This window comes from Flexivirga sp. YIM B11880 (assembly GCF_058148645.1).
The window spans coordinates 318,385-340,367 of the sequence record NZ_JBMAMH010000001.1; the positions used below are offsets into that span (position 1 = coordinate 318,385).

Here is a 21,983-nt window from a genome sequence, read left to right on the forward strand (position 1 = left end):
GGGAGAACGGGAGACACCGCACGTGGCCATACATGTCACCAAGCGCGACGGTTCACGCGAGCCGTATGACGCAGACCGCATCAACCGGGCGATCGAGCGAGCCGCAGACGGCCTGCCGAACGCCATGGCGATGACCATGCAGATCGCCTCGGAACTGGCGATCACACTCTTCGACGGCATCACCACCGAACAACTCGACGAGGCCGCGATCTCGGTGGCCGTGCAGAACGTCAAGGACGACCCGGACTTCGACGTCATCGCGTCCCGGCTGCTGCTGAAGACCATCTACAAGAAGGTGCTCGGCGACTTCGAGACCCGGTCCGAGCTCGCTCTGCTGCACCAGGCGCGGTTCCCCGGCTACGTCCGCGAGGCGGTCGAGGACGGGCTCTTCGACCCGCGGCTGGCGTCCGCCTTCAACCTCGAGCAGCTCGCCGCGGCACTCGACCACCACCTGGACGACGGACTGCGGTACATCGGCATCGTCACCCTCAAGAACCGTTACATGGCAACGGATTCCGACCGCCGGCCGCTGGAGGTGCCGGCCTACTTCTGGATGCGCGTGGCCATGGGTATGTCGGTCAACGAGAAGGACCCCACCCAGGCGGCGATCCGCTTCTACCGGAAGATGGCGTCCCTCGACTATCTGGCAGCCGGCTCCACGCTGGTCAATGCCGGCACCACCACGCCGCAGCTGTCCAACTGCTTCGTGATGCAGATGGACGACGACATCGAGCACATCGCCAAGTCGATGCGGGACGTCATGTGGTTGACCAAAGGAACCGGCGGCATCGGCCTTTCGGTGTCGAAGCTGCGCTCAGAAGGCAGTCCGATCCGCAGCAACCACACCTCCTCGACCGGTCCGATTCCGTTCATGCACACCATCGACTCGATCCTGCGGGCCGTGTCGCGGGGCGGGAAGAAGTTCGGAGCGCTGTGCTTCTACATGGAGAACTGGCACCTGGACTTCCCGCAGTTCATCGACCTGCGGCAGAACGCCGGCGACCCCTACCGGCGCACGCGTACGGCGAACACCGCCGTGTGGTTGTCCGACGAGTTCATGAAGCGGGTCGTCGCGGATGACGAGTGGTATCTCTTCGACCCGCTCGAAACGCCGGACCTGGTGGAGCTGGTCGGCGACGACTTCTCCCGCCGCTACCGGGAGTATGCCGCCCTCGCCGAGGCTGGAAAGCTGCGCTCCTTCAAGAAGATCCGCGCTCGTGCGCAGTGGAAGTCGATCCTCGTCTCGCTGCAGACCACCTCGCACCCATGGCTCACCTGGAAGGACACGATCAACCAGCGGGCGCTCAACGACAACACCGGCACCATTCACCTGTCCAACCTGTGCACCGAGATCACCCTCCCGCAGGACCGGGACAACGTTTCCGTCTGCAATCTGGCCTCGATCAATCTCTCTCGGCATCTGGCGCCCACCCCACGAAGTTCGACTCCCCCGCTGCGCTCCTCCGTCGATACTTCGCGGGGACCCCGGGCTGTCGAGGATGAGTGTGGCCAAGAGTGGGACTGGGATTGGGACCGGCTCGCCGAGTCGACCCGGCTGGCCGTGCGGCAGCTGGACAACCTCATCGACATCACCCGCTCGTCGGTGCCGGAGTCGGAGCACTCCAATGATCGGAATCGCGCAATCGGGCTGGGCTTCATGGGCTTCACCGACGTGGTGGAGAGGCTCGGACTGTCGTACGCGTCCGATGAAGCGGCGGACCTCATCGACCGGTTGGCCGAGTTCATCAGCTGGCACGCGATCGACGAGTCGTGCGATCTGGCTCAGGAACGTGGCGCGTACCCCAACTTCGAGGGATCCGGCTGGTCCCGTGGGCTCGTCCCGATCGACACCCTCGAGGTGCTGGAGCAGCGCCGCGGGGTTCAGGTCGATGTCCCGCGCACCAGCCGGATGGACTGGGACGCACTGCGCGCGCGCGTCACGGCCGGGGTGCGCAATGCGACCCTCATGGCGATCGCCCCGACCGCATCCATCGGTCTTGTCGCAGGTACCACACCGGGCCTGGATCCGCAGTTCTCTCAACTGTTCTCGCGCACGACGTCATCAGGGAAATTCCTGGAGGTCAACCGCAACCTGGTAGCTGCGCTGCAGGAGCGCGGCATCTGGGACACGGTGCGCGAGGACCTGCTGCGCTCGCGTGGTGACCTGTCGGTCGTGCCCGGTGTGCCGGAAGACCTGCTGGAGGTGTTCCAGACCTCCTTCCAGCTGCCGCCGGCGGCATACCTGACCGTTGCCTCGCGGGCGCAGAAGTGGATCGACCAGGCCATCAGCCGCAACATCTACCTGGAGTCACGCGACATCGGCGGCATGAGCGACCTGTATGTCGATGCCTGGCGCAAGGGCGTCAAGACGACCTACTACCTGCACATGAAGCCGCGCCACCGAGCCGAACAGTCGACGGTCAAGGTGAACAAGGCGGTCGAGAGCGGCCGAGCCGGAAGTGGATTCGGGTTTGCGCGCAAACCCGCCCCAGCGCCGGTCGAAGCACCTGCCGTGCAGCCGTCGCCAACCGCCGACCCGGAAGTCGTCTTCGCCGAAGGCTTCACTTGCCCTACCGACCCCCAAGAACTGCTGAACTGCGAGGCTTGCCAATGACATCGACCACATCAGCCACCCAGACATCCATCCTCGGCACCGGGATCCAGGACGGGCTGCTGCTCAAGCCGATCCGCTACCAGTGGGCTTACGACCTCTACAACCAGGCCGTGGCAAACACCTGGTTCCCGCACGAGATCCAGCTGGGCGAAGACCTCGCTGACTTCGAGCGGATGACGGACGAGGAACGCCACGCGGTCACCTTCCTGATGAGTTACTTCAATCCGAACGAGTTGCTGGTCAACAAGGCGCTCGCCTTCGGCGTCTACCCGTATGTCGGCGCACCCGAGGCACACCTCTACCTCGCCAAGCAGATGTGGGAGGAGGCCAACCACTGCATGGCGTTCGAGTACGTGCTGGAGACCTTCCCGATCGACCGCGACGAGGCGTATGCCGCCCACGTCGACATCCCGTCGATGGCGGCCAAGGAGGAGTTCGAGGTCCGCTACATCCAGCGGATGGCGGAGCAGACACTCGACATCACCACGACGGAGGGCAAGCGCGACTTCGTCCGCAACCTGGTCGCGTACAACGTTGTGCTGGAAGGCATTTGGTTCTACAGCGGCTTCATGGTGGCGCTCAGCTTCCGCCAACGAAACCTGTTGCGCAACTTCGGTTCGCTGATCGACTGGATCGTGCGTGACGAGTCGTTGCACCTGAAGTTCGGGATGAACCTCATCCTCACCGTCCTCGAGGAGAACCCCGACCTGCAGACGCAGGAGTTCGCCGACGAGATCCAGCAGATGATCTTCGACGCGGTCGAGATGGAGGAGCAGTACAACCGCGATCTGCTTCCGCGCGGAATTCTCGGCCTCAACGCCGACTACATCAACACCTATGTACGCTACCTGGCCGATCGTCGGCTCGAGGAGCTCGGCTTCGAACCGCACTGGGGCGTCAGCAATCCCGCGAAATGGATGGCAACAGCCAACGACACGCTGGAGCTGGTCAACTTCTTCGAGTCGATCAACACCAGCTACGAGGTGGACGCCCAAGCCGGTTCCTGACCGGTCGGCACCTCGGCTGCGATGTGTGAAAGTCTCAGGGCATGAGATCCGCAGCCGAGGAGCCGACGCCGCGCCGCCGCGGGCGGCCGGGCAAGGACCAGGCGACCGTGCTGCGGGAGGCCATCGAGCTGTTCAACCTGCAGGGGTATGACGCCACCAGCATGGGCGATCTCGCTGCACGCCTCGGCTTCACCAAATCGGCTCTCTACCATCATGTTCCGAGCAAGGAGCACCTGCTCCAGCAGGCGTTGGACGAGGCACTGGACAGCCTTGCGGAGGTGGTCGACGCAGCACGCTCCGACAGCACCTCCTCGGCGCTGGAGCGCCTTCGGCTGGCCGTCCGCCGCAGCGTCGATGTCCTCATCGAGCACCTGCCCGCGGTGACGTTGCTGCTGCGGGTCCGCGGCAACAGCCCCGCGGAGGTCGCCGCCCTGAAACGCCGCCGCGAGCTGGACGCCCAGCTCGCCGAGCTCGTCGCCCAGGCTGCGCGGGAGGGCGGCATACGCACCGACATACCGCCCGACGTGATCAGCCGGCTGCTCTTCGGGATGGTCAACTCACTGGCCGAATGGGTGAGGCCGAGCGGTCGCACCAGCCCCGACACCATCGCGGACGCGCTCACGGCCATCGCGTTCGAGGGGCTGCTCGCGCACTGATCGGCGTCAGGCCAGCTCGACCGTCCCGGGGAACACTTCTGCGAGCACCGATCGGCAGGCGTGCACGCCCGGCGTGCTGGTGCTCGACTTGCGGACCGAGGTGAAGACCGACCGGCGGGGCCGGCCGGGGAGGTCGACCAATCGCGCGTCGGGCCGGCGCGGCACAAGCATCAGGTCCGGCAGCACCGCGACGGCGTTGCCCGACTCGATCAGGGCGACGTGAGCCTGCAGGTCATCGGTTTCGAAGCGCACATCCGGTTCGAAACCGGCCTGCCGACATAGCTGTTCGGCCCAGTGCCGGGACGCGGCACCGGGGGGCTCCATCACCCACGGCAGGTCGGCAGCGTCCGCGATGGAGACCACACCCCGCCACTTGTCGCTCGCCGGCACGGCGAGCCGCAGCGCGTCCGTCGTCAGCGGCACCCGGTCCAGCGACGGATGCCGTGGCGCGGCGTGATTGGGGTATTGCTCGGCGATGACCAGGTCGAACTCGTGCCCGGCCGTCTCGCGCAGGCCCTCCTCGGGCTCGCGCTGCGACATCGTGACGCGCAGCCGAGGGTGCGCCGCGGCCAGTTCGGCGAGCAGCCGCGGCATGAAGGCGACAGCAGCGGACTGGAAGACGGCGATCCGCAGCGTTCCCGACGCCTCCCCCGACACCCCGACGGCTGCGCTCTCCGCTTCCTCCAGCTCGCTGAGAATGCGCTCGGTGTGCTCGACCAGCACCTCCGCCGACGGGGTGAGCTGCAGCCGGCGCCCGGACTTGCGCAGCAGCGGGACCCCGACCTCGCGCTCCAACTGGCTGAGTTGCTGGGAGACGGACGAGGGGCTCAGGTGGAGCGCGTCAGCGACCTCCGCGATGGTGCCGCGGCTGCTGAGCTCGCGCAGCAGCCGCAGTCTTCGAACCTCGAGCATGCTTCAGGTTATCCGAAGTCAAACCGTCGGAAAACGTCGCTTTACCCAAAGGGATGTTCCGCTCGATACTCGGAATGACGCACTCCGCCCGAAACCTTCCAGAGGTGATCCAGTGACCAGCACCACCGTGGACCCGCAACTCGTCGCCGACGTCGAGACGCAGGTCAAGGCATGGCTCGACACCGCGGCCGCCAAACCGGTCCACGCATCGGCCAAGCGACTCGCCGAGGTGCTCAAGGACCCGCACGGCCTCGACTTCACCGTCGGCTTCGTCGACCGGGTGATCCGCCCCGAGGATCTCTCGGTCGCCGCGGAGGCGCTGCGCGAGATCGTCGCCGAGACACCGCAATTCCTGCCGTGGTACCAGCGCGCCGCACTCCGTACGGGCGCCTCGGTGTCGAGCGCTGCGCCCGGCGTCGTGATCCCGATCGCACGGAAAGTGCTGCGGCACATGGTGGGCCACCTGCTCATCGACGCGACCGACTCCAAGCTCGGCGGCCAGATCGCCCGCATCAAGCAGCGCGGCGTGAAGCTGAACATCAACCTCCTCGGTGAGGCCGTCCTCGGCGAGGAAGAGGCCAACCGCCGCCTGGAGGGCACCCGCCGGCTGCTGGAGCGCCCGGACGTCGACTACGTCTCGATCAAGGCGTCGGCCTGCGTGGCGCCGCACTCGCCGTGGTCCCACGAGGAGAACGTCGCCGACGTCGTCGAGCGGCTGCTGCCGCTCTATCAGTATGCCGCGGCCGAATCCGCCTATGGTTCAGCAAAATTCATCAATCTGGACATGGAGGAATACCACGACCTCGACGTCACGATCGACGTCTTCACCCGGATCCTGGACCGGCCCGAACTGCTCGACCTCGAGGCCGGCATCGTGCTGCAGGCCTATCTGCCCGATGCTCTCTCGGCCATGATGCGGTTGCAGGAGTGGTCCGCCGCGCGGCGGGCGCGGGGCGGCGCACCGATCAAGGTCCGCCTGGTCAAGGGTGCGAATCTACCGATGGAGCGAGTGCAGAGCTCGCTGTTCGGCTGGCCGCTGGCGACCTGGGGGAGCAAGCAGGAGACGGACACGTCATACCTCAACGTGCTGCGCTATGCGTTCCAGCCGGAGCACATCGCCAATGTGCGCATCGGCGTCGCCGGTCACAACCTCTTCGACGTCGCCTACGCGTGGATTCTGGCCGGCCGCAATGGTGTTCGCGACGGTGTCGAGTTCGAGATGCTGCTCGGTATGGCGGAGGGCCAGGCCGAGGCCGTCCGGGAGACCGTCGGCGACCTGCTGCTCTACGTGCCGGTGGTGCACCCGAAGGACTTCGACGTCGCGATCTCGTATCTGGTGCGGCGGCTCGAGGAGGGCGCCAGCCAGGAGAACTTCATGTCGGCCGTGTTCGACATCCACGACAACTCCGCGCTCTACCAGCGGGAGAAGGATCGGTTCGTGGCGTCCCTCGAAGCGATGAGCGACGAGGTGCCCGCACCCAACCGCACGCAGGACCGGCGGCAGCCGGTCACTGCGGCGCCGCTCACCCACTTCGACAACACCCCGGACACCGACCCGTCGCTGCCCGGCAACCGCGAGTGGGGTGCCGAGATCATCGAGCGGATCGCGACCTCCAGCCTGGGCGACGACCTGGTGGCGGCGCACTCGGTGGCCGACGTCGCGGCGATCGACGCGATCATCGACGACACACAGTCGGCCGGCGCCGCCTGGGGTGCCCAGTCAGCCGCGACCCGGGCCGGGATCCTGCGTGCCGCCGCCGTCGAGTTCGAGAAGCGACGGGCCGAGCTGCTGGAGGTCGCGGGCTCCGAGTGCGGCAAGACGCTCGACCAGGCCGACCCTGAAGTCTCGGAGGCCATCGACTTCCTCAACTACTACGCCGAGCTCGCCGAGGGGCTGGAGGCGGTAGATGGTGCCAGCCCTCAGCCGGTACGGCTCACGCTGGTCGTGCCGCCGTGGAACTTCCCCATCGCCATACCGACCGGCGGCGTCGCTGCCGCGCTCGCCGCCGGCTCGGCGGTGATTATCAAGCCGGCGCCACAGGCGGCTCGGTGCGGTTCGGTGCTCGTCGAAACGCTTTGGGGGGCAGGCGTTCCCAAGGATGTGTTGCGGCTGGTGCACGTCCCGGAGAACGAGGTCGGCCAGGCGCTCGTCTCCTCCCCGAAGATCGACCGCCTCATCCTCACGGGTGCCTTCGACACGGCCGCCCTCTTCCGGACGTTCAGGGCCGACCTGCCGCTGCTGGCGGAGACCTCGGGCAAGAACTCGATCATCGTCACCCCGAATGCCGACCTGGACCTGGCCGTCAAGGACCTGGTCAACTCGGCGTTCGGTCACGCCGGGCAGAAGTGCTCGGCGGCCTCGCTCGGCATCCTCGTCGGTTCGGTGGCCACGTCCGACCGCTTCCGCAACCAGCTGGTCGATGCGGTCAAGTCGCTCAAGGTCGGCTTCCCGAGCGACCCCAGCACACAGATGGGCCCGATCATCGAGCCGGCGAGCGGCAAGCTGAAGAAGGCCCTCACGACGCTGGACCCCGGCGAGTCGTGGCTGGTCGAGCCGCGGCAGCTGGACGATGAGGGACGCCTCTGGTCGCCCGGTGTCAAGACCGGCGTCAAGCGCGGCTCCGAATACCACCTCACCGAATACTTCGGTCCGGTGCTCGGGCTCATCGAAGCGTCCGACCTGGACGAGGCGATCGCCATACAGAACGAAACCGAATACGGCCTCACCGCCGGATTGCACTCACTGGAGCGCGCCGAGGTGGAGACCTGGATCGACCGGGTCGAAGCCGGCAACGCCTACATCAACCGCACCACGGTCGGCGCGATCGTCCGGCGCCAGCCGTTCGGCGGCTGGAAGAAGTCGGCTGTCGGTGCCGGCACCAAGGCCGGCGGACCCAACTACCTGGTCGCACTGACCGACTGGTCGACCCGGATGGCAACCCGGTCCGCTCCGATCGCCGACAAGGTGCAGCGACTGCTCGATGCATCCGGTATGACGGGCGCCGACGCCGACTACCTGCACCGCGCTGCCGGCTCGGACGCCCTGGCCTGGCAGGACGAGTTCGGCGCTGCCAAGGACGTTTCCGCACTCCTCGCCGAGAAGAACGTGTTCCGCTATCTGCCGGTCCCGGTGACCGTGCGTCTCGAGGCGGACGAACCGGTGCAGCTCGTCCGGATCGTCGCGGCCGGGCTCGTCGCGGGTGCGCCCGTGACCGTCTCGCTCGGCGTCGAACTGGACTCGCGCGTCACCACCGCTCTGTCGGCGGCCGGTGTCGAGGTCGTCGAGGAGGACGCGGCGGCGTGGGCGAGCCGGCTCCAGGGTGACGACGCGCCGCACCGGGTCCGGCTGGTCGGTGGCACGCGTGAGGAGTTTGCGACGGTCAGCAACGGCCGGGCCGACGTCGCCCTCTACGCCCAGCCGGTCGTGGAGGCCGGTCGCATTGAGTTGCTGCCCTTCCTGCATGAGCAGGCCGTTGCGGTCACGGCCCACCGGTTCGGGTCGCCGACGCCGCTCGCCGAGGACCTCTTCTGAGCAGGTCTGGCCTTACTTCTTGCGCTCCAAGAAGGCCGTCATCCGGTCGTACTTGTCCTCGGTCTCGAAAAGCACCGCCTGGGCGATGTCGTCGATCAGTGGGTGCGCCTCGCGCGGCGCGTGGAACGCCGACTTGGTGAGCCGCACGGCCAGCGGCGCCTGCCGCGCGATGCGGTCCGCAAGTGCCCCGCCGGCGGCTTCGAGCTCGTCCGGCTGGACGACGTCGTTGAGCAGCCGGCAGGCGAGCGCCTCGTCCGCAGTCAGCACGCGGCCGGCGAGCAGGATCTCCTTGGCAAGCGGCTCCCCGACCAGCTCGGCCAGCCGCCACGAGGCGCCGGCAGCGGCGAGGATGCCGAGGCCGGGCTCGGGGTTGCCGATCTTCACCGAGGGTGTGCCGATGCGGAAGTCGCAGGCATACGCCAGCTCGGCGCCGCCGCCGAGGGCGTAGCCGTCGATGAGGGCGATCACCGGCATCGGCAGCTTGCGGATCCGGTCGAAGATGCCGGAGTTGATACCCCGCAGCGCATCATCACGGCGCCGCTCGCGCAGCTGGCGGATGTCGGCACCCGCGGCGAAAACGCCTCCGCTGCCGACGATCAGCGCGATGCGCGGCTGCTGCTCCAACAACGCACACGCCTCGTGCAGGGCCGCGACCGTCTCGGCGTCGATGGCGTTGCGGACCTCCGGTCGGTTCAGTCGTATGACGACCCGGTCGTCGCGTTCCTCGATCTCTACCGCGCTCACATCAATTCCTTCCAGTCCGGCCACGGATCGGGGTCCCCGCGAAGTATCGGAGGAGCGGATCGGGGGAGAACTTCGTGGGGTGACTCATGCGTCGTAGTCGATGGTGACTTCGTCGCTGATCGGGAAACTCTGACAGGTGAGGACGAAGCCCTGCTCGACCTCGGCCTCCTCCAGCGCGTAGTTGCGGGCCATCTCGACCTCACCGCAGGTGACCTTCGCACGGCAGGTGCCGCACACGCCGCCCTTGCAGGCGAACGGCAGATCCGGTCGCTTCTGCTGCGCCGAGTCGAGCACCGTCACGGTCTTCGGGACTGCGGTGGTCGTGCTCCGACCGTCGAGCACGACTGTCAGATGAGCGGTTTCGCCCTCGACGACCGCTTCCGCGTGACGCAGTTGAGGTGGCGGCGCATCGACGTAGAACAGCTCGTAGTGGATGCGGTCCTTGGCCACGCCCAGCTCCTCCAGGACCGAGCGGCACTCCTGCAGCATGTCCATCGGCCCGCACAACCACACGTGATCGATCGCGTCCAGCGGCACCAGCTCACGGAGGATGGTGCGCAGCCGGTCCCCCTCGAGACGGCCGGAGAAGAGTTCGACGTCGCGCGGTTCGCGGGACAGGACGTGGATGAGGTCGAAACGCTGATGATGCGCGTTCTTCAGGTCGGCCAGTTCCTCGGCGAACATCACCGTGTTGGTGGCGCGGTTGCCGTAGAGCATCGTCACGGTCGACTCCGGGTGGGTCACCACCGAGGACGCGATCGACAGCATCGGCGTGATGCCGGACCCGGCCGCGATGCACAGATGGCGGGCCGGCTCATCGGGGTTCGCGCGGAAGCTGCCGCTGGGGCGTTGCACCTCGATCACGTCGCCGGGACGCACCTCGTGCACGAGCCATTTGGAGAACAGTCCGTCGGGGATCTCGCGTACGCCGATCCGCGGCAGGCTGCCGACAGGTGAGCTGATCGAGTAGGTCCGTCGGTGTTCGACTCCGTCCACGATCCGCCGCAAGGTCAGGGCTTGGCCTGCGGCGAAAGCGAATTCGTCGGTCAGCTCGTCGGGGATCGCGAAGGTCACCGCGACGGAATCGTCGGTCAGTTGCTCGACGTCATGCACGACCAGCGGGTGAAACGGCGCGGTGCGGGAGTTGATGTTGGCCTCGGGGCTGAGCGTCGTCATCTACAACTCCTTGAAGTGATCGAACGGCTCGCCGCATGCCCGGCAGCGGTAGAGCGCCTTGCACGCCGTGCTGCCGAACTCACTGGTCACCTCGGTGGCGCCGGACCCGCACTGCGGGCACTGTATGGCGCGCCGCGTGGGCGCCAGTTTCAGCAGGACCGGACCGCGCGGCGCGGCACCGGGGGGCGAGACGCCGTTGTCGGCCAATGCTTTCCGGCCTTCCTCACTGATCCAGTCGCTCGTCCACGGTGGGCTCAGCTGGACCTTGACTCGCACCGCGTCGAAACCGGCCTCGGTCAGCCGGTGCATGAGGTCGTCACGCATCGTCGCCATCGCCGGGCAGCCCGAGTAGGTCGGTGTGATGGACACGGCGACCGTGCCGTCCTCCTCGATCTCGACGTCGCGCAGCACACCGAGATCGGACAGGGTCAGCATCGGCAGCTCGGGGTCCGTGACCTGGGACGCGATGCTTCGGGCTCGGTTGGTCTCGTCCATGGCGGGTCTCGATACACCTCCTCCGCTTCGCTCCCCCGGCACTCGACCAGCGATGGCCACAGTCCTTTCCAGTGTTGCCATCACGGCCTCACCACCGACCCATCGGATGTGCTCGGGCGACCACCTGCATCTCCGCGAGCATTCGACTCAACGCCTCCGAGTGCATGCCCTGACGCCCGGTCCTCCCCTGCACGCCAGCGAGCGGCGGGGCATCAGGAGGCGTCATACCGGCGACGGCAAGCACCTGATCGAGCACCGCACCGACCTCGCCGGCGAGCGACGACGGGTCGACGCCGACGCTCCGCTCCACTTCGGTGCTCGCCTCGAGTTCCGGCACCAGCGGCCACACTCCCGCCATCGCGTGGCTCAGCCGGCGACGCGACTCCTCCGTGCCGCGAGCGAGCGTCACGAACCAGCGGCCGGCGAAATCGCGATGGTAGGCGAGCTCTTTCACGCCCTTGGCGGCGATCGCGGAGACGACCGAGTCCGGGTGGTCGACGAGCCGCTGGAAGACCGCCAACCGCCAGGTCGACAGCACGAGCAGCCGGGTGACCAGCTCGGCGAAGTCGCCGTTCGGCACCTCCGCGAGCCGCACGTTGCGGAAGTCCCCGGCATCCCGGAAGAAGGCCAGCCGGTCCTCGTCCGGCACCGGGGAACCGTCGGGCAGTGATGGCACCAGCGACGGGTCCGCCGCCGCGGCCCTGGCCAGCAACAGCCGCGCCTGACCGACCAGGTCCAGCGCGATGTTGGCGATCGCAATGTCCTCCTCCAGGTCCGGAGCGCGACTGGTCCACTCCGAGAGGCGCTGTGCGTAGACGAGGGCGTCGTCGCCGAGCATCAAGCAGTACTGCGCCAATCGGGTCGCGTCCAGCCCCTCGGGAATCGTCGTGTCGACGCCGGCCAGCGGGTCCTCGAAGTCGGTGCCGAACGCCCAGTGCGCGTCGTTGCCCAGCAGCCCGGCATACGCGTTGTCGTGCGCGTCCTCGGTGTCCTGCTGAATGTGTATGTCGCTCATGGGTTTCCCTACATGTGAGGGACATCCGCAGGGATGTCATAGAACGTTGGGTGGCGGTAGACCTTGTCGCCACTCGGGGCGAAGAGCGGGTCCTTCTCCAGGGGGCTCGAGGCCGTGATGTCGGCGGACTTCGCGACCCAGATCGAGACGCCCTCGTTGCGCCGGGTGTAGACGTCGCGCGCGTGCCGCAGCGCCATCTCGGCGTCCGGCGCGTGCAGCGACCCGACGTGCACGTGGTTGAGGCCGCGCTTGCTGCGGATGAAGACCTCGTAGAGCGGCCACTCGGCTTGGTTCTCAGACATTTCCCGACTCCTCGTTCACGCCGGTCGAGTAGGGCGAGGCGCTAGCCGAGCCCGTATCGAGACCCGCTTGATCTCGATACACCCTCCCCCGCTCCGTCACCCCACGAAGTTCTCCTCCGCTGCGCTCCCCCGATACTTCGCGGGGACCCCGACTCGCTCCTCCGGGCACTCGATCGGCGTGAGCGGCTACTCGATCAGCGCGAGGTGCCTCGTTCACGGCGGCTGCTGACGCCGCCTCGCGGACCCAGGCACCGTCGTCGTATGCCGCCTTGCGGTGTGCCATCCGCTGCGCATTGCAGGGACCGTTGCCCTTGACGACAGCCCAGAACTCGTCCCAGTCCGGCTCACCGAAGTCGTGTGCGCCGCGCTCCTCGTTCCACTTGAGCTCCGGGTCGGGCAGCGTCACGCCGAGCGCCTTCGCCTGCGGCACCGTCATGTCCACGAACCGTTGCCGCAGCTCGTCATTCGTGTGCCGCTTGATGCCCCACTCCATCGACTGCGCGGTGTTGGGGGAATCGCCGTCCGGCGGGCCGAACATCATCAACGCCGGCCACCAGAAGCGGTTGACCGACTCCTGGACCATTGCGCGCTGCTCATCCGTGCCGCGCATCATCGTCATCAGCAACTCGTAGCCCTGCCGCTGGTGGAACGACTCCTCCTTGCAGATCCGGATCATCGCGCGTCCGTAGGGCCCGTAGGACGTCCGGCACAGCGGCACCTGGTTGCAGATCGCGGCGCCGTCCACCAGCCAGCCGATGGTGCCGACGTCGGCATACGTCAGCGTCGGGTAGTTGAAGATCGACGAGTACTTCTGCTTGCCGGTGATCAGCCGGCGCGTCAGGTCGTCGCGCGAGACGCCGAGCGTCTCGGTCGCGGAGTAGAGGTAGAGCCCGTGGCCGGCCTCATCCTGAACCTTCGCCAGCAGCACGGCCTTTCGGCGCAGCGAGGGAGCCCGACCGATCCAGTTGCCCTCCGGCTGCATGCCGATGATCTCGGAATGCGCGTGCTGAGCAACCTGCCGGATCAGCGTCTGCCGGTATTTCTCGGGCATCCAGTCACGCGGCTCGATCCGGTCGTTGGCGGCGATGGTCGCGTCGAAGGCCTCCTCCAACGGAGCCTGGTCAACCTGCACGGCATCCTCCTGCGGTATTTACAGACCGACTGGTCAGTTATTAGTCTGGCATGCGACCGCCATGCTTGGCAACGATGAGGGAGCAGCTCCAGTGACAGACGCACGCATGCTCGAAAGCTACGCCGCAGGCTCGTGGTTCCGGTCGGACGCCGATGGCGACCCGCTGCTGGACGCCACCACAGGCGAGACCGTCGCCCGGATCAGCAGCCGTGGTCTCGATCTCGGCGCGATGGTGCGCTACGCCAAGCAGGTGGGTGGCCCCGCCATACGACAGCTGACCTTCCACCAGCGCGCGATGCTGCTCAAGGATGTCGCGTTGCTGCTGTCGAAGCCGCAGGTCAAGGACGAGCTGTATGACGTGTCCTTCAAAACCGGTGCCACCAAAAGAGACTCATGGGTGGACATCGACGGTGGCATCGGCACGGTATTCAGCTACTCGAGCAAAGCGCGTCGTGAACTGCCGAACTCGACCATCGCACCCGACGGCCCCATGGAGCCGCTGAGCAAGAGCGGCACCTTCGTCGGCCAGCACGTCTTCACCTCCCGCCCCGGCGTCGCCGTCGAGATCAACGCCTTCAATTTCCCGGTCTGGGGCATGCTGGAGAAGCTCGCGCCGGCATTCATCGCCGGCCTGCCGAGCATCGTGAAGCCGGCCAGCCAGACGGCATACCTCACCGAACTCGCCGTGCGCCGGATCATCGAGGCCGGCATCCTGCCCGAGGGTGCGCTGCAGTTGATCTCCGGCAGCGCCGGCACGCTGCTGGACGAGCTGACCGTGCAGGACTCCGTGGCATTCACCGGGTCGGCGCACACCGCAGGCATCCTGCGGCGGCACGAGTCCGTGCTGCACGACGGCGTTTCCCTTGGAGTGGAAGCGGATTCACTCAACTGCTCGATCCTGGGGGCCGATGTGACGACCGACGACCCGGAGTTCGAGCTCTTCGTCAAGGGCGTCGTCACTGAGATGACCGTCAAGGCCGGCCAGAAGTGCACCGCGATCCGCCGGGTCATCGTCCCGGAGCCGATGATCGACCCGGTCATCGACGCCATCGGCGCGCGCCTCGCGAAGACCACGATCGGCGACCCGCGAGACGAGTCGACCCGGATGGGCCCGCTGGCATCACTCGCGCAGCGCGACGAAGTCCGCAAGGCGATCGAGGCCCTCCGCTCCGCCGCCGACGTCGTGTATGGCGACCCCGACACGCCGGTCGGCGACGAGCGCGGCGCCTTCCTGCAGCCGGTGCTGCTGCGCGCACACGCCGACTCCACCCAGGTGCACGATGTCGAGCCGTTCGGTCCGGTCGCGTCGGTCATCGGTTACGGATCCGCTTCTGACGCCGTGCAATTGGCCGCGCGCGGCAGGGGCAGCCTGGTCGGCTCGGTCGTCACGCACGACCCGGACATCGCCCGCCAGATCGTGACCGGGGTGGCACCCTGGCACGGTCGCATCCTGGTGCTGGACCGGGACGACGCGAAGGAGTCCACCGGCCACGGGTCCCCCCTGCCGATGCTGGTGCACGGCGGCCCCGGCCGCGCCGGCGGCGGCGAAGAGCTCGGCGGCGTGCGAGGCATCCTGCACCACATGCAGCGCACCGCCATCCAGGGCTCGCCGGACATGCTGACGGCGATCACCGGCCGCTGGACGACGGGCTCCGCGCGCAGCGCCGCCGACATACATCCGTTCCGGAAGTCGTTGGCACAGTTGCAGATCGGCGACACCGTCGAGACCGGCAGCCGCACGATCACCCTGGAGGACATCAACGACTTCGCCGCGAGGACGGGCGACACGTTCTACGCGCACACCGACCCGGAGGCTGCCGCGCAGAACCCGATCTTCGGCGGCATCGTCGCGCACGGCTACCTCATCGTGTCCCTCGCCGCCGGGCTCTTCGTCCAGCCCGATCCGGGCCCGGTGCTGGCCAACTTCGGGGTCGACAACCTGCGCTTCCTCACCCCCGTGAAGGCGGGCGACTCGATCAGCGTGCAGCTGACGGCCAAGCAGATCACACCACGGCAGACCGCCGACTACGGCGAGGTGCGCTGGGACTGTCTGGTCACCAACCAGCGTGACGAGCCGGTCGCGACGTATGACGTGCTGACGCTGGTGGCGAAGGAATAGCCGCTGGTTTCGATACGGCCTCCTCCGCTTCGCTCCCCGGCCTACTCAACCGACGGGGCCGAGCGGCAGTCCGCGCAGGTGCCGAGCAGGGCGGCGTGCTGCGCCTCCAGCTCGAAGCCCAGCTCGTCGCGCAACCGGTCGCCGAGCGGCCCCAGCCAGTCGGTCGGTATGTCGAAGAACCGCTCGCACCGCGTGCACTGCAGGTGCGCGTGGCCGGTCGGCGCACCCGGCGAGTGCCGCAGGTGGTAGATGGTCGCGCCGCCCGGCACGTGGGTGTGCGCGACGATCCCGAGCTCGGCCAGCGACTGCAGCGACCGATAGACCGTCGCCCGATGCACCCCCGGCTCCGCATCGTCGACGCGAGTCGCGATGTCCTCGGCACACAGGTGCCCACGGGCGTCGTCCAAGACGTGCAACACGGCACGCCGGGCAGCGGTGACCCGCTCGCCCTTCGCCCGCAGCAGATCGAGCGCCTGGGTCACCGCCGGCGACTCCTCGGCATACCGCACGTCGCACCTCCTTTCGGAGATTGTCCCTCAGTCGCGGGACTCCGGCGGCGTCAGTGCCGTCTTCAGCTTCGACGCGATCGACACCTGCGGTATGCCGAGCCCGAGCAGGTGCTCGGTGACCGCCTCGAGGAAATCGGTGCTGCCGTCGCCGGTGAGTTCCACCTCCAGCTCGCGCCACCGCTGGTGCAGCCGCGAGTCCAACAGGTTCTGAGTGGCGACCCGGTCGTCGCTCAGCTTCGCGATCGGGCCGTCCGGTCCGTCGAGCCGGCGTTCGACCCGGGTGGTGCGCACCCGGCAGATCGGCCGGAGGGCTTTGTCTCCGATGAGGCGCGACACGTGGGCGGCGAACTCCTCGGGCGGGGTGTCCTCCGGCGTGCCGCCCAGCGGCAGGCTGCGTTCCACCCGACCGTCGCCGCTGCCCGGCTCCTTGAGATGCCACCCGTCGTCCGAGCCGCCGGTGCGCCGCCGCAGCGTCACCCCGGCATTCGCCAGGCGCAGGTCCTCGGTGTCGTAGTAGAGCGCGTCGAGCTGGAACTCCTCCGGTTCGGAGGCGGTTTCGACGCCGGGCCAGTCCACCGGGTCGGGTACTCGGTCGTCCGGACCGAGCGCGAACTTGCGCTCGATCTCCAGGTGTTCGTCCGCGTTCGTCATACCTGCATTCTCCTGCACGCCGCGGCACTGCCCAGTTCGGTGACCGGCGAAACGCCATACCGACCCGGCGTTTGCGAGATCCACCGGTGAGTAGCAGAATGAAGTTACTGACGAGTAGGGCCATCTGGAGGAACCGTGTCCCATTACAAGAGCAATGTCCGTGACCTGGAGTTCAACCTCTTCGAGGTCCTCGGCCGCGGCGAGGTCCTCGGCGCCGGCCCGTATGACGAGGTCGACGCGGACACCGCCCGCGAGATGATCAAGGAGCTGGCGCGTCTCGCCGAGCACGACCTTGCCGACAGCCTGCTCGACTCCGACCGCAACCCGCCGGTCTATGACCCGCGGACCAAGAGCACCACGCTGCCGGAGAGCTTCAAGAAGTCCTACCAGGCCTACCTCGACTCCGGATTCACCGCCGTCGACCTGCCCCGGGAGTTCGACGGCACGGTCGTCCCGCCCTCACTGAAGTGGGCGATGAACGAACTCATCCTCGGCGCCAACCCCGCAATCGGGATGTATGCCGCGACGTTCGCCTTCAGCAAGCTGCTCTTCATCCTCGGCAACGACGACCAGAAGAAGCTCGCCAAGTGGATGGCGCAGGGGGCATGGGGCGGCACCATGGTGCTCACCGAGCCGGACGCCGGCTCCGACGTCGGCGCCGGCCGCACCAAGGCGGTGCAGCAGCCCGACGGCACCTGGCACATCACCGGCGTGAAGCGCTTCATCACCTCCGCCGAGCAGGACATGAGCGACAACATCGTGCACTTCGTGCTCGCGCGACCCGAGGGAGCGGGCCCGGGCACCAAGGGCCTGTCGCTGTTCATCGTGCCGAAGTTCCACGTCGACCTGGAGACCGGCGAGCTGGGCGACCGCAACGGCGTCTACGTCACGAACGTCGAGCACAAGATGGGCCTGAAGGTCTCGACCACCTGCGAGCTGACGTTCGGTGACGGCGAGCCGGCCGTCGGCACCCTGCTCGGTGACGTGCACGACGGCATCGCGCAGATGTTCCGGGTGATCGAACACGCCCGGATGCTGGTCGGCACCAAGGCAATTGCCACCCTGTCGACCGGTTACCTCAACGCGCTGGACTACGCCAAGCAGCGGGTGCAGGGCGCGGACATGACGACGCCGGCCAAGGACGCACCGCGCGTCACCATCACCCACCACCCGGACGTGCGCCGCAGCCTGATGCTGCAGAAGGCGTATGCCGAGGGACTTCGCTCCCTGGTGCTCTTCACCGCGTCGCAACAGGACATCGTCGATGCGGAGTTCCTGCGCACCGGCTCCGAGCAGCCCGAGCCGGGCTCTGCCGCCGAGATGGCGGCCCGGCTCAACGACCTGCTGCTACCGATCGTCAAGGGGGTGGGCTCCGAGCGCGCCTGGGTACTGCTGGGCACCGAATCTCTGCAGACGTTCGGCGGATCCGGCTTCCTGCAGGACTACCCCGTCGAGCAGTACGTCCGTGACGCGAAGATCGACACCCTCTACGAGGGCACGACCGCGATCCAGGGCCAGGACTTCTTCTTCCGCAAGATCGTCAAGGACCAGTTCGCGTCGCTGATGCACCTTGCCGGTCTCATCACCGAGACGGTCAAGGGTGGCGACGGCCACGACGGACTGCAGGCCGAGCGGGAGCTGCTGGGCACGGCCCTGGCCGACGTGCAGGGCATCGCCGAATGGCTTGCCACCACTGCGATGTCGGCTCTGGAGGACGGCAAGCAGCGGGAGATCTACAAGGTGGGACTCAACACCACGCGGTTCCTGCTGGCTGCGGGCGACCTCGTCATCGGCTGGCTGCTGCTGCGCGGTGCCGAGGTGGCGCAGGATCGGCTGGCCGGCGGTGACGCCGGCTCCGACGAGGCGTTCTACCGCGGCAAGGTCGCGGCGGCGAAGTTCTACGCCGCCAACGTGCTGCCGAAGATCGCCGCCGAGCGCGCGATTGCCGAGAGCACCGATCTGTCGCTGATGGACCTGCCGGAGGAATCCTTCTAACACTTCGCCGAGAGGCTCAGAAACACACTGAGAGGCTCAGCAAAGTCGCCCGCCAGGGCCGACTTTGCTGAGCCTCTCGGCGTTTGGTGAGCCTCTCGGCAAGAAGGGGAAGCGCTGGGCGGATCAGGCGGTGGCGCTGGGGCCGTCGTCACGGACCTCGTGGACCGCGGCGACGGCATCCCGTAGCCGGCCGATCCAGTCGTCCTCGTGCCGCCCGACGAGCCGCACGCACCAGGCCAGTGCCTCGGAGCGCGAGCGCGCGACGCCGGCGTCGACGAGCGTGTCGAGCACCCTTCGCTCGGGTTGGCGGAGCCGGGTCATCACCGGTACCGACAGGTTGGTGAAGATCTCGCGGGTGTCGCCGCACGCCGCCCCCCAGGCGACCTTCGCGCCGAAGCGACGCTCCGCCTCGTCGGCGATCCGCATGCGCTTGCCGCGAGTGTCCTCGCGCCACCGCTTGATGCGGCCGCTCTCGGCGGCGCGCGCGCCGTCGGCCTCCGCGCCGTTCACATCGGGCGCCGGCAGGGTGCCGACGACCACGATCTCCTCGCGGTCCGTCGTCACTTCCGGTGCGCCCTCGAACCAGTCGTCGGGCAGCCGCCCGGCGAACCATCCTTCGATCGTGTTCATCCGCTAATTACACGCTTACATGATTACATCGTCAAGAGGTTGCGCGAAGGCCGAGGTTGAGCACGTCAGGGGCGCCCACGACGAGTGACACCGGGATGCCCCAATCTTGTTGATACACGTGGCATGCGGCATGTTCGGGCAGTTCTCCGGTGACCGGGTCACCATCACAGGCGGCCGCCCGCACGGACACGTGCAGCACCCCTTCGGCCATGCCATCGGCAAATTCGAGCGTCCGGTCCAGCCCTTGCGCGGCTCCGGCGCCGCTGCGCAGCAATCCCTCGGGGCTTGCCGAGACGGTGAGCTGGGTCGGGTCGCCATACCGCTTGTCGAGCTTCTGACCGGTCGGCGGCACGAAGTCGACGGACAATCGCAGCGCACCCGGCGACACCTGGGTGACCGGTCGCTGCGTTTGCAACGCAGCGCCGGAAACCCGAGCCGCGGCAACGGGTATGGCGACCCGGACCACCCGATGTGCCGCCGACTCGACGACCACCAGGCGTGCTCCGTCCGGATCGTCCTCGACCAGCAGATCGCTCGGCTCCGCCATACCGGTGGCCAGAGTCGACACCTCGCCGGAGACCGGGTCGTAGCGCCTGATCGCACCGTTGTAGGTGTCGGCGATCGCGACGCTGCCGTCCGGCAGCTCGGTCACCCCGAGCGGGTGCTGCAGCAGCGCCTCGTCGGCCGGCCCATCGAGATGCCCGAAGTCGAAGAGGCCCTTGCCGACATACGAATCGAGCCGGAAGCCATTGTCCTGTAATGAGATCGACCGCAGTGCAGAGGTTTCCGAGTCGGCGATCCAGACCCTGCCGCCGTCGCCGGACGTCGCAAGACCGGATGGCTGCGCCAGCCAGGCGTCGTGCGCGTCACCGTCGCGCAGCCCCTCCTGGCTCGTGCCCCCCAGGACCGCAACCGAGTTGTCCTTCGGGTCTGCCGCCAGGTGCAACACCCACAGCTGGTGCGTGCCGGCCATCGCGATGACGACGCGATCGATCCACCAGGCGAGATCCCACGGCGACGCCAGCGGTTGCCGCAGGGCGGCACCGCTTCCGGAGCGTTCGCGCAACTGCTCGCCCGTGCCGGCCTGCACGCGGATCTGACCGTCCGAGAAGCGGATCGAGAAGATCTGGTGCCGCACGGTGTCGGCGACGAGCGCGTCATAACCGAGTCCGGCCGCGACGTCGGGCGGCAACACGAGCACGCCCTGCGGTGAGTCCAGGAGACCGCTGCCGTACCGAGTTCGCTCGGTCTCCAGGTCCGCCTCGAGGTGCACGACCTCGTGGTGAGCGGTGTCGGAGACGAGATAGCTGCCGTCGCCGGCCGCGGCGATCTTGCCCGGGAAACGCAGAGCGGTCGCGGGCGGCGCGGGCGCGACATACGGGCCGTCACCGGAGCGCAAGGTTCCCTTCGCGCGGTGCTCCTCGAGCAGCTCCCGGATCAGCACCTCCAGCCCGTGCGCGTGCCCTTCGCCGGAGAACTGTCCGACGACGTACCCCTCGGGATCGATGACGACGAGCGTGGGCCACGCGCGCGCAGTGTAGGCGCCCCACGTGGTCAGCTGTGGGTCATCGAGCACCGGGTGGTGCACGGCGTAGCGCTCGACCGCCTGCTCCAGCGCGACCGGGTCGGCCTCGTGCTCGAACTTCGGCGAATGCACGCCGATGAGGACCAACTGATCGGCGAATTCGCGCTCAAGCGGGCGTAATTCATCCAGTACGTGAAGACAATTGACACAGCAAAAAGTCCAGAAATCCAGGACGACGACCTTGCCGCGCAGGTCGGCGAGGCGCACTTTCGCACCGCCGGTGTTGAGCCATCCTCGGCCGAGGAGTTCCGGAGCACGCACCCGCAGCCCTACCCCACGAAGTTCTCCGCTCGTTCCTCGCTCCGATACTTCGCGGGGACCCCGGTAGTTCGTCATACGACCATGGTGGCGCGGTGGCTCGTGGGTGTTGCAGGCAGCCCGGCCTCAGGGGCGCGGGGCCGACGGGTTTTCCGGTTGCGAGCCGTGGATTGCCGACAGACCGCCGATCCGCAACAGCTTGGTCAGCTGCTGGATGCGGTCACGCGACTGGTCCCAGCCCTTGACCTGCTCCGCCGCGAGCAGCCGGCGCTGCTGGGTCACCTCGATCGTCCACGGCTTGCCGAAGACGGCCCGGGCGATCATCACCAATGGGAAGACCAGCAACAACAGGAGGAATTCGCCGAGGAACAGCACCAGGATGACGATGAGCGGGATCATGATGATGCCGAAAATGATCATGCTGATCGGGTCGTCCCCGAGATCCGGGATGTCGAACCAGTCGATGTCCTTGGCCTTCGCCTTGCGACGCCAGGGCAGCCACTTGCGACGCACCCGGTATTTCTCGCCGTTCGGCCCGGAGACCTTCATCCCTCACCCTCCTCGCTACCTGCGGTGCTGACGGTAGCCGCGGGGACTTCGTTCCGGTGGAACACCTGGTCTCGATACACCTCCTCCGCTGCGCTCCCCCGG

17 protein-coding genes and 1 pseudogene are annotated in these 21,983 nt (G+C 67.6%); 6 read left to right on the plus strand and 12 right to left on the minus strand.

Features of this window, described 5'->3' with window-relative positions; all coding sequences use genetic code 11:
• Positions 1-22 precede the first annotated feature (22 nt).
• The 3 genes from ACN8HC_RS01560 to ACN8HC_RS01570 are packed head-to-tail and all read left to right on the plus strand — an operon-like array spanning position 23 to position 4,277.
• The gene (locus ACN8HC_RS01560) at positions 23-2,614 is read left to right on the plus strand and encodes a ribonucleoside-diphosphate reductase subunit alpha (protein ID WP_490073106.1); all 2,592 of its coding nucleotides are present in this window, start codon (positions 23-25) and stop codon (positions 2,612-2,614) included.
• A complete protein-coding gene (locus ACN8HC_RS01565) occupies positions 2,611-3,621 on the plus strand; it encodes a ribonucleotide-diphosphate reductase subunit beta (RefSeq protein ID WP_490073107.1) in 1,011 nt (336 codons plus the stop codon). Before ACN8HC_RS01560 ends, ACN8HC_RS01565 begins: the two co-directional genes overlap by 4 nt.
• Before the next feature lie 41 nt (positions 3,622-3,662).
• Positions 3,663-4,277, plus strand: coding sequence for a TetR/AcrR family transcriptional regulator (locus ACN8HC_RS01570; RefSeq protein ID WP_490073108.1), 615 nt, complete (start codon positions 3,663-3,665; stop codon positions 4,275-4,277).
• A gap of 6 nt (positions 4,278-4,283) precedes the next feature.
• On the opposite strand, the gene ACN8HC_RS01575 is transcribed toward ACN8HC_RS01570, so the two are convergent.
• Entirely contained in the window at positions 4,284-5,189 is a 906-nt protein-coding gene (locus ACN8HC_RS01575; protein ID WP_490073109.1) for a LysR substrate-binding domain-containing protein, read from the minus strand.
• Between the two features lie 112 nt (positions 5,190-5,301).
• On the opposite strand from ACN8HC_RS01575, the gene ACN8HC_RS01580 reads away from it, so the two are divergent.
• Positions 5,302-8,721 (plus strand): bifunctional proline dehydrogenase/L-glutamate gamma-semialdehyde dehydrogenase, encoded by a 3,420-nt coding sequence (locus ACN8HC_RS01580; protein WP_490073110.1) that lies wholly within the window; start codon positions 5,302-5,304, stop codon positions 8,719-8,721.
• A gap of 12 nt (positions 8,722-8,733) precedes the next feature.
• On the opposite strand, the gene ACN8HC_RS01585 is transcribed toward ACN8HC_RS01580, so the two are convergent.
• The 6 genes and pseudogenes from ACN8HC_RS01585 to paaA all read right to left on the minus strand — a co-directional run.
• A complete protein-coding gene (locus tag ACN8HC_RS01585) occupies positions 8,734-9,465 on the minus strand; it encodes an enoyl-CoA hydratase/isomerase family protein (protein ID WP_490073111.1) in 732 nt (243 codons plus the stop codon).
• Between the two features lie 84 nt (positions 9,466-9,549).
• The gene (gene paaE / locus ACN8HC_RS01590) at positions 9,550-10,641 is read right to left on the minus strand and encodes a 1,2-phenylacetyl-CoA epoxidase subunit PaaE (RefSeq protein ID WP_490073112.1); all 1,092 of its coding nucleotides are present in this window, start codon (positions 10,639-10,641) and stop codon (positions 9,550-9,552) included.
• The gene (gene paaD, locus ACN8HC_RS01595) at positions 10,642-11,136 is read right to left on the minus strand and encodes a 1,2-phenylacetyl-CoA epoxidase subunit PaaD (protein ID WP_490073113.1); all 495 of its coding nucleotides are present in this window, start codon (positions 11,134-11,136) and stop codon (positions 10,642-10,644) included. It lies immediately after the preceding gene.
• 88 nt (positions 11,137-11,224) lie between these two features.
• Positions 11,225-12,151 (minus strand): 1,2-phenylacetyl-CoA epoxidase subunit PaaC, encoded by a 927-nt coding sequence (gene paaC / locus ACN8HC_RS01600; protein WP_490073114.1) that lies wholly within the window; start codon positions 12,149-12,151, stop codon positions 11,225-11,227.
• Positions 12,152-12,159: 8 nt separating this feature from the next.
• Complete coding sequence (gene paaB, locus ACN8HC_RS01605) at positions 12,160-12,453, minus strand: 1,2-phenylacetyl-CoA epoxidase subunit PaaB (protein WP_490073115.1); 294 nt, start codon at positions 12,451-12,453, stop codon at positions 12,160-12,162.
• A gap of 178 nt (positions 12,454-12,631) precedes the next feature.
• A pseudogene (gene paaA, locus ACN8HC_RS01610) lies at positions 12,632-13,603 on the minus strand (1,2-phenylacetyl-CoA epoxidase subunit PaaA); the annotation flags it as partial.
• Positions 13,604-13,646: 43 nt separating this feature from the next.
• Here paaA and paaZ point away from each other — a divergent pair.
• On the plus strand, positions 13,647-15,704 hold the full coding sequence (paaZ, locus tag ACN8HC_RS01615; protein WP_490073116.1) for a phenylacetic acid degradation bifunctional protein PaaZ: 2,058 nt from the start codon (positions 13,647-13,649) through the stop codon (positions 15,702-15,704).
• Positions 15,705-15,745: 41 nt separating this feature from the next.
• Here paaZ and ACN8HC_RS01620 read toward each other — a convergent pair whose 3' ends face one another.
• Positions 15,746-16,213, minus strand: coding sequence for a Fur family transcriptional regulator (locus tag ACN8HC_RS01620; RefSeq protein ID WP_490073117.1), 468 nt, complete (start codon positions 16,211-16,213; stop codon positions 15,746-15,748).
• A 27-nt stretch (positions 16,214-16,240) separates the two neighbouring features.
• Complete coding sequence (locus ACN8HC_RS01625) at positions 16,241-16,864, minus strand: CYTH domain-containing protein (RefSeq protein WP_490073118.1); 624 nt, start codon at positions 16,862-16,864, stop codon at positions 16,241-16,243.
• 135 nt (positions 16,865-16,999) lie between these two features.
• Here ACN8HC_RS01625 and ACN8HC_RS01630 point away from each other — a divergent pair, with 135 nt between their 5' ends.
• Positions 17,000-18,859 carry an acyl-CoA dehydrogenase gene (locus ACN8HC_RS01630; protein ID WP_490073119.1) on the plus strand — a complete coding sequence of 620 codons (1,860 nt, stop codon included), beginning with the start codon at positions 17,000-17,002 and terminating at the stop codon, positions 18,857-18,859.
• 123 nt (positions 18,860-18,982) lie between these two features.
• Here ACN8HC_RS01630 and ACN8HC_RS01635 read toward each other — a convergent pair whose 3' ends face one another.
• The 3 genes from ACN8HC_RS01635 to ACN8HC_RS01645 are packed head-to-tail and all read right to left on the minus strand — an operon-like array spanning position 18,983 to position 21,881.
• Complete coding sequence (locus tag ACN8HC_RS01635) at positions 18,983-19,489, minus strand: hypothetical protein (RefSeq protein ID WP_490073120.1); 507 nt, start codon at positions 19,487-19,489, stop codon at positions 18,983-18,985.
• A gap of 31 nt (positions 19,490-19,520) precedes the next feature.
• Entirely contained in the window at positions 19,521-21,410 is a 1,890-nt protein-coding gene (locus ACN8HC_RS01640; protein WP_490073121.1) for an NHL domain-containing thioredoxin family protein, read from the minus strand.
• Positions 21,411-21,458: 48 nt separating this feature from the next.
• On the minus strand, positions 21,459-21,881 hold the full coding sequence (locus ACN8HC_RS01645) for a hypothetical protein (RefSeq protein WP_490073122.1): 423 nt from the start codon (positions 21,879-21,881) through the stop codon (positions 21,459-21,461).
• Positions 21,882-21,983: the final 102 nt, after the last annotated feature.

Bases quoted from the DNA above. Each gene is read 5' to 3' on its own strand.
- ACN8HC_RS01565 (WP_490073107.1), top strand. From the start codon at position 2,611: ATGACATCGACCACATCAGCCACCCAGACATCCATCCTCGGCACCGGG.
- ACN8HC_RS01570 (WP_490073108.1), top strand. From the start codon at position 3,663: ATGAGATCCGCAGCCGAGGAGCCGACGCCGCGCCGCCGCGGGCGGCCG.
- ACN8HC_RS01575 (WP_490073109.1), bottom strand. From the start codon at position 5,189: ATGCTCGAGGTTCGAAGACTGCGGCTGCTGCGCGAGCTCAGCAGCCGC.
- paaE (WP_490073112.1), bottom strand. From the start codon at position 10,641: ATGACGACGCTCAGCCCCGAGGCCAACATCAACTCCCGCACCGCGCCG.
- paaD (WP_490073113.1), bottom strand. From the start codon at position 11,136: ATGGACGAGACCAACCGAGCCCGAAGCATCGCGTCCCAGGTCACGGAC.
- paaC (WP_490073114.1), bottom strand. From the start codon at position 12,151: ATGAGCGACATACACATTCAGCAGGACACCGAGGACGCGCACGACAAC.
- paaB (WP_490073115.1), bottom strand. From the start codon at position 12,453: ATGTCTGAGAACCAAGCCGAGTGGCCGCTCTACGAGGTCTTCATCCGC.
- paaZ (WP_490073116.1), top strand. From the start codon at position 13,647: ATGCTTGGCAACGATGAGGGAGCAGCTCCAGTGACAGACGCACGCATG.
- ACN8HC_RS01625 (WP_490073118.1), bottom strand. From the start codon at position 16,864: ATGACGAACGCGGACGAACACCTGGAGATCGAGCGCAAGTTCGCGCTC.
- ACN8HC_RS01635 (WP_490073120.1), bottom strand. From the start codon at position 19,489: ATGAACACGATCGAAGGATGGTTCGCCGGGCGGCTGCCCGACGACTGG.
- ACN8HC_RS01640 (WP_490073121.1), bottom strand. From the start codon at position 21,410: ATGACGAACTACCGGGGTCCCCGCGAAGTATCGGAGCGAGGAACGAGC.
- ACN8HC_RS01645 (WP_490073122.1), bottom strand. From the start codon at position 21,881: ATGAAGGTCTCCGGGCCGAACGGCGAGAAATACCGGGTGCGTCGCAAG.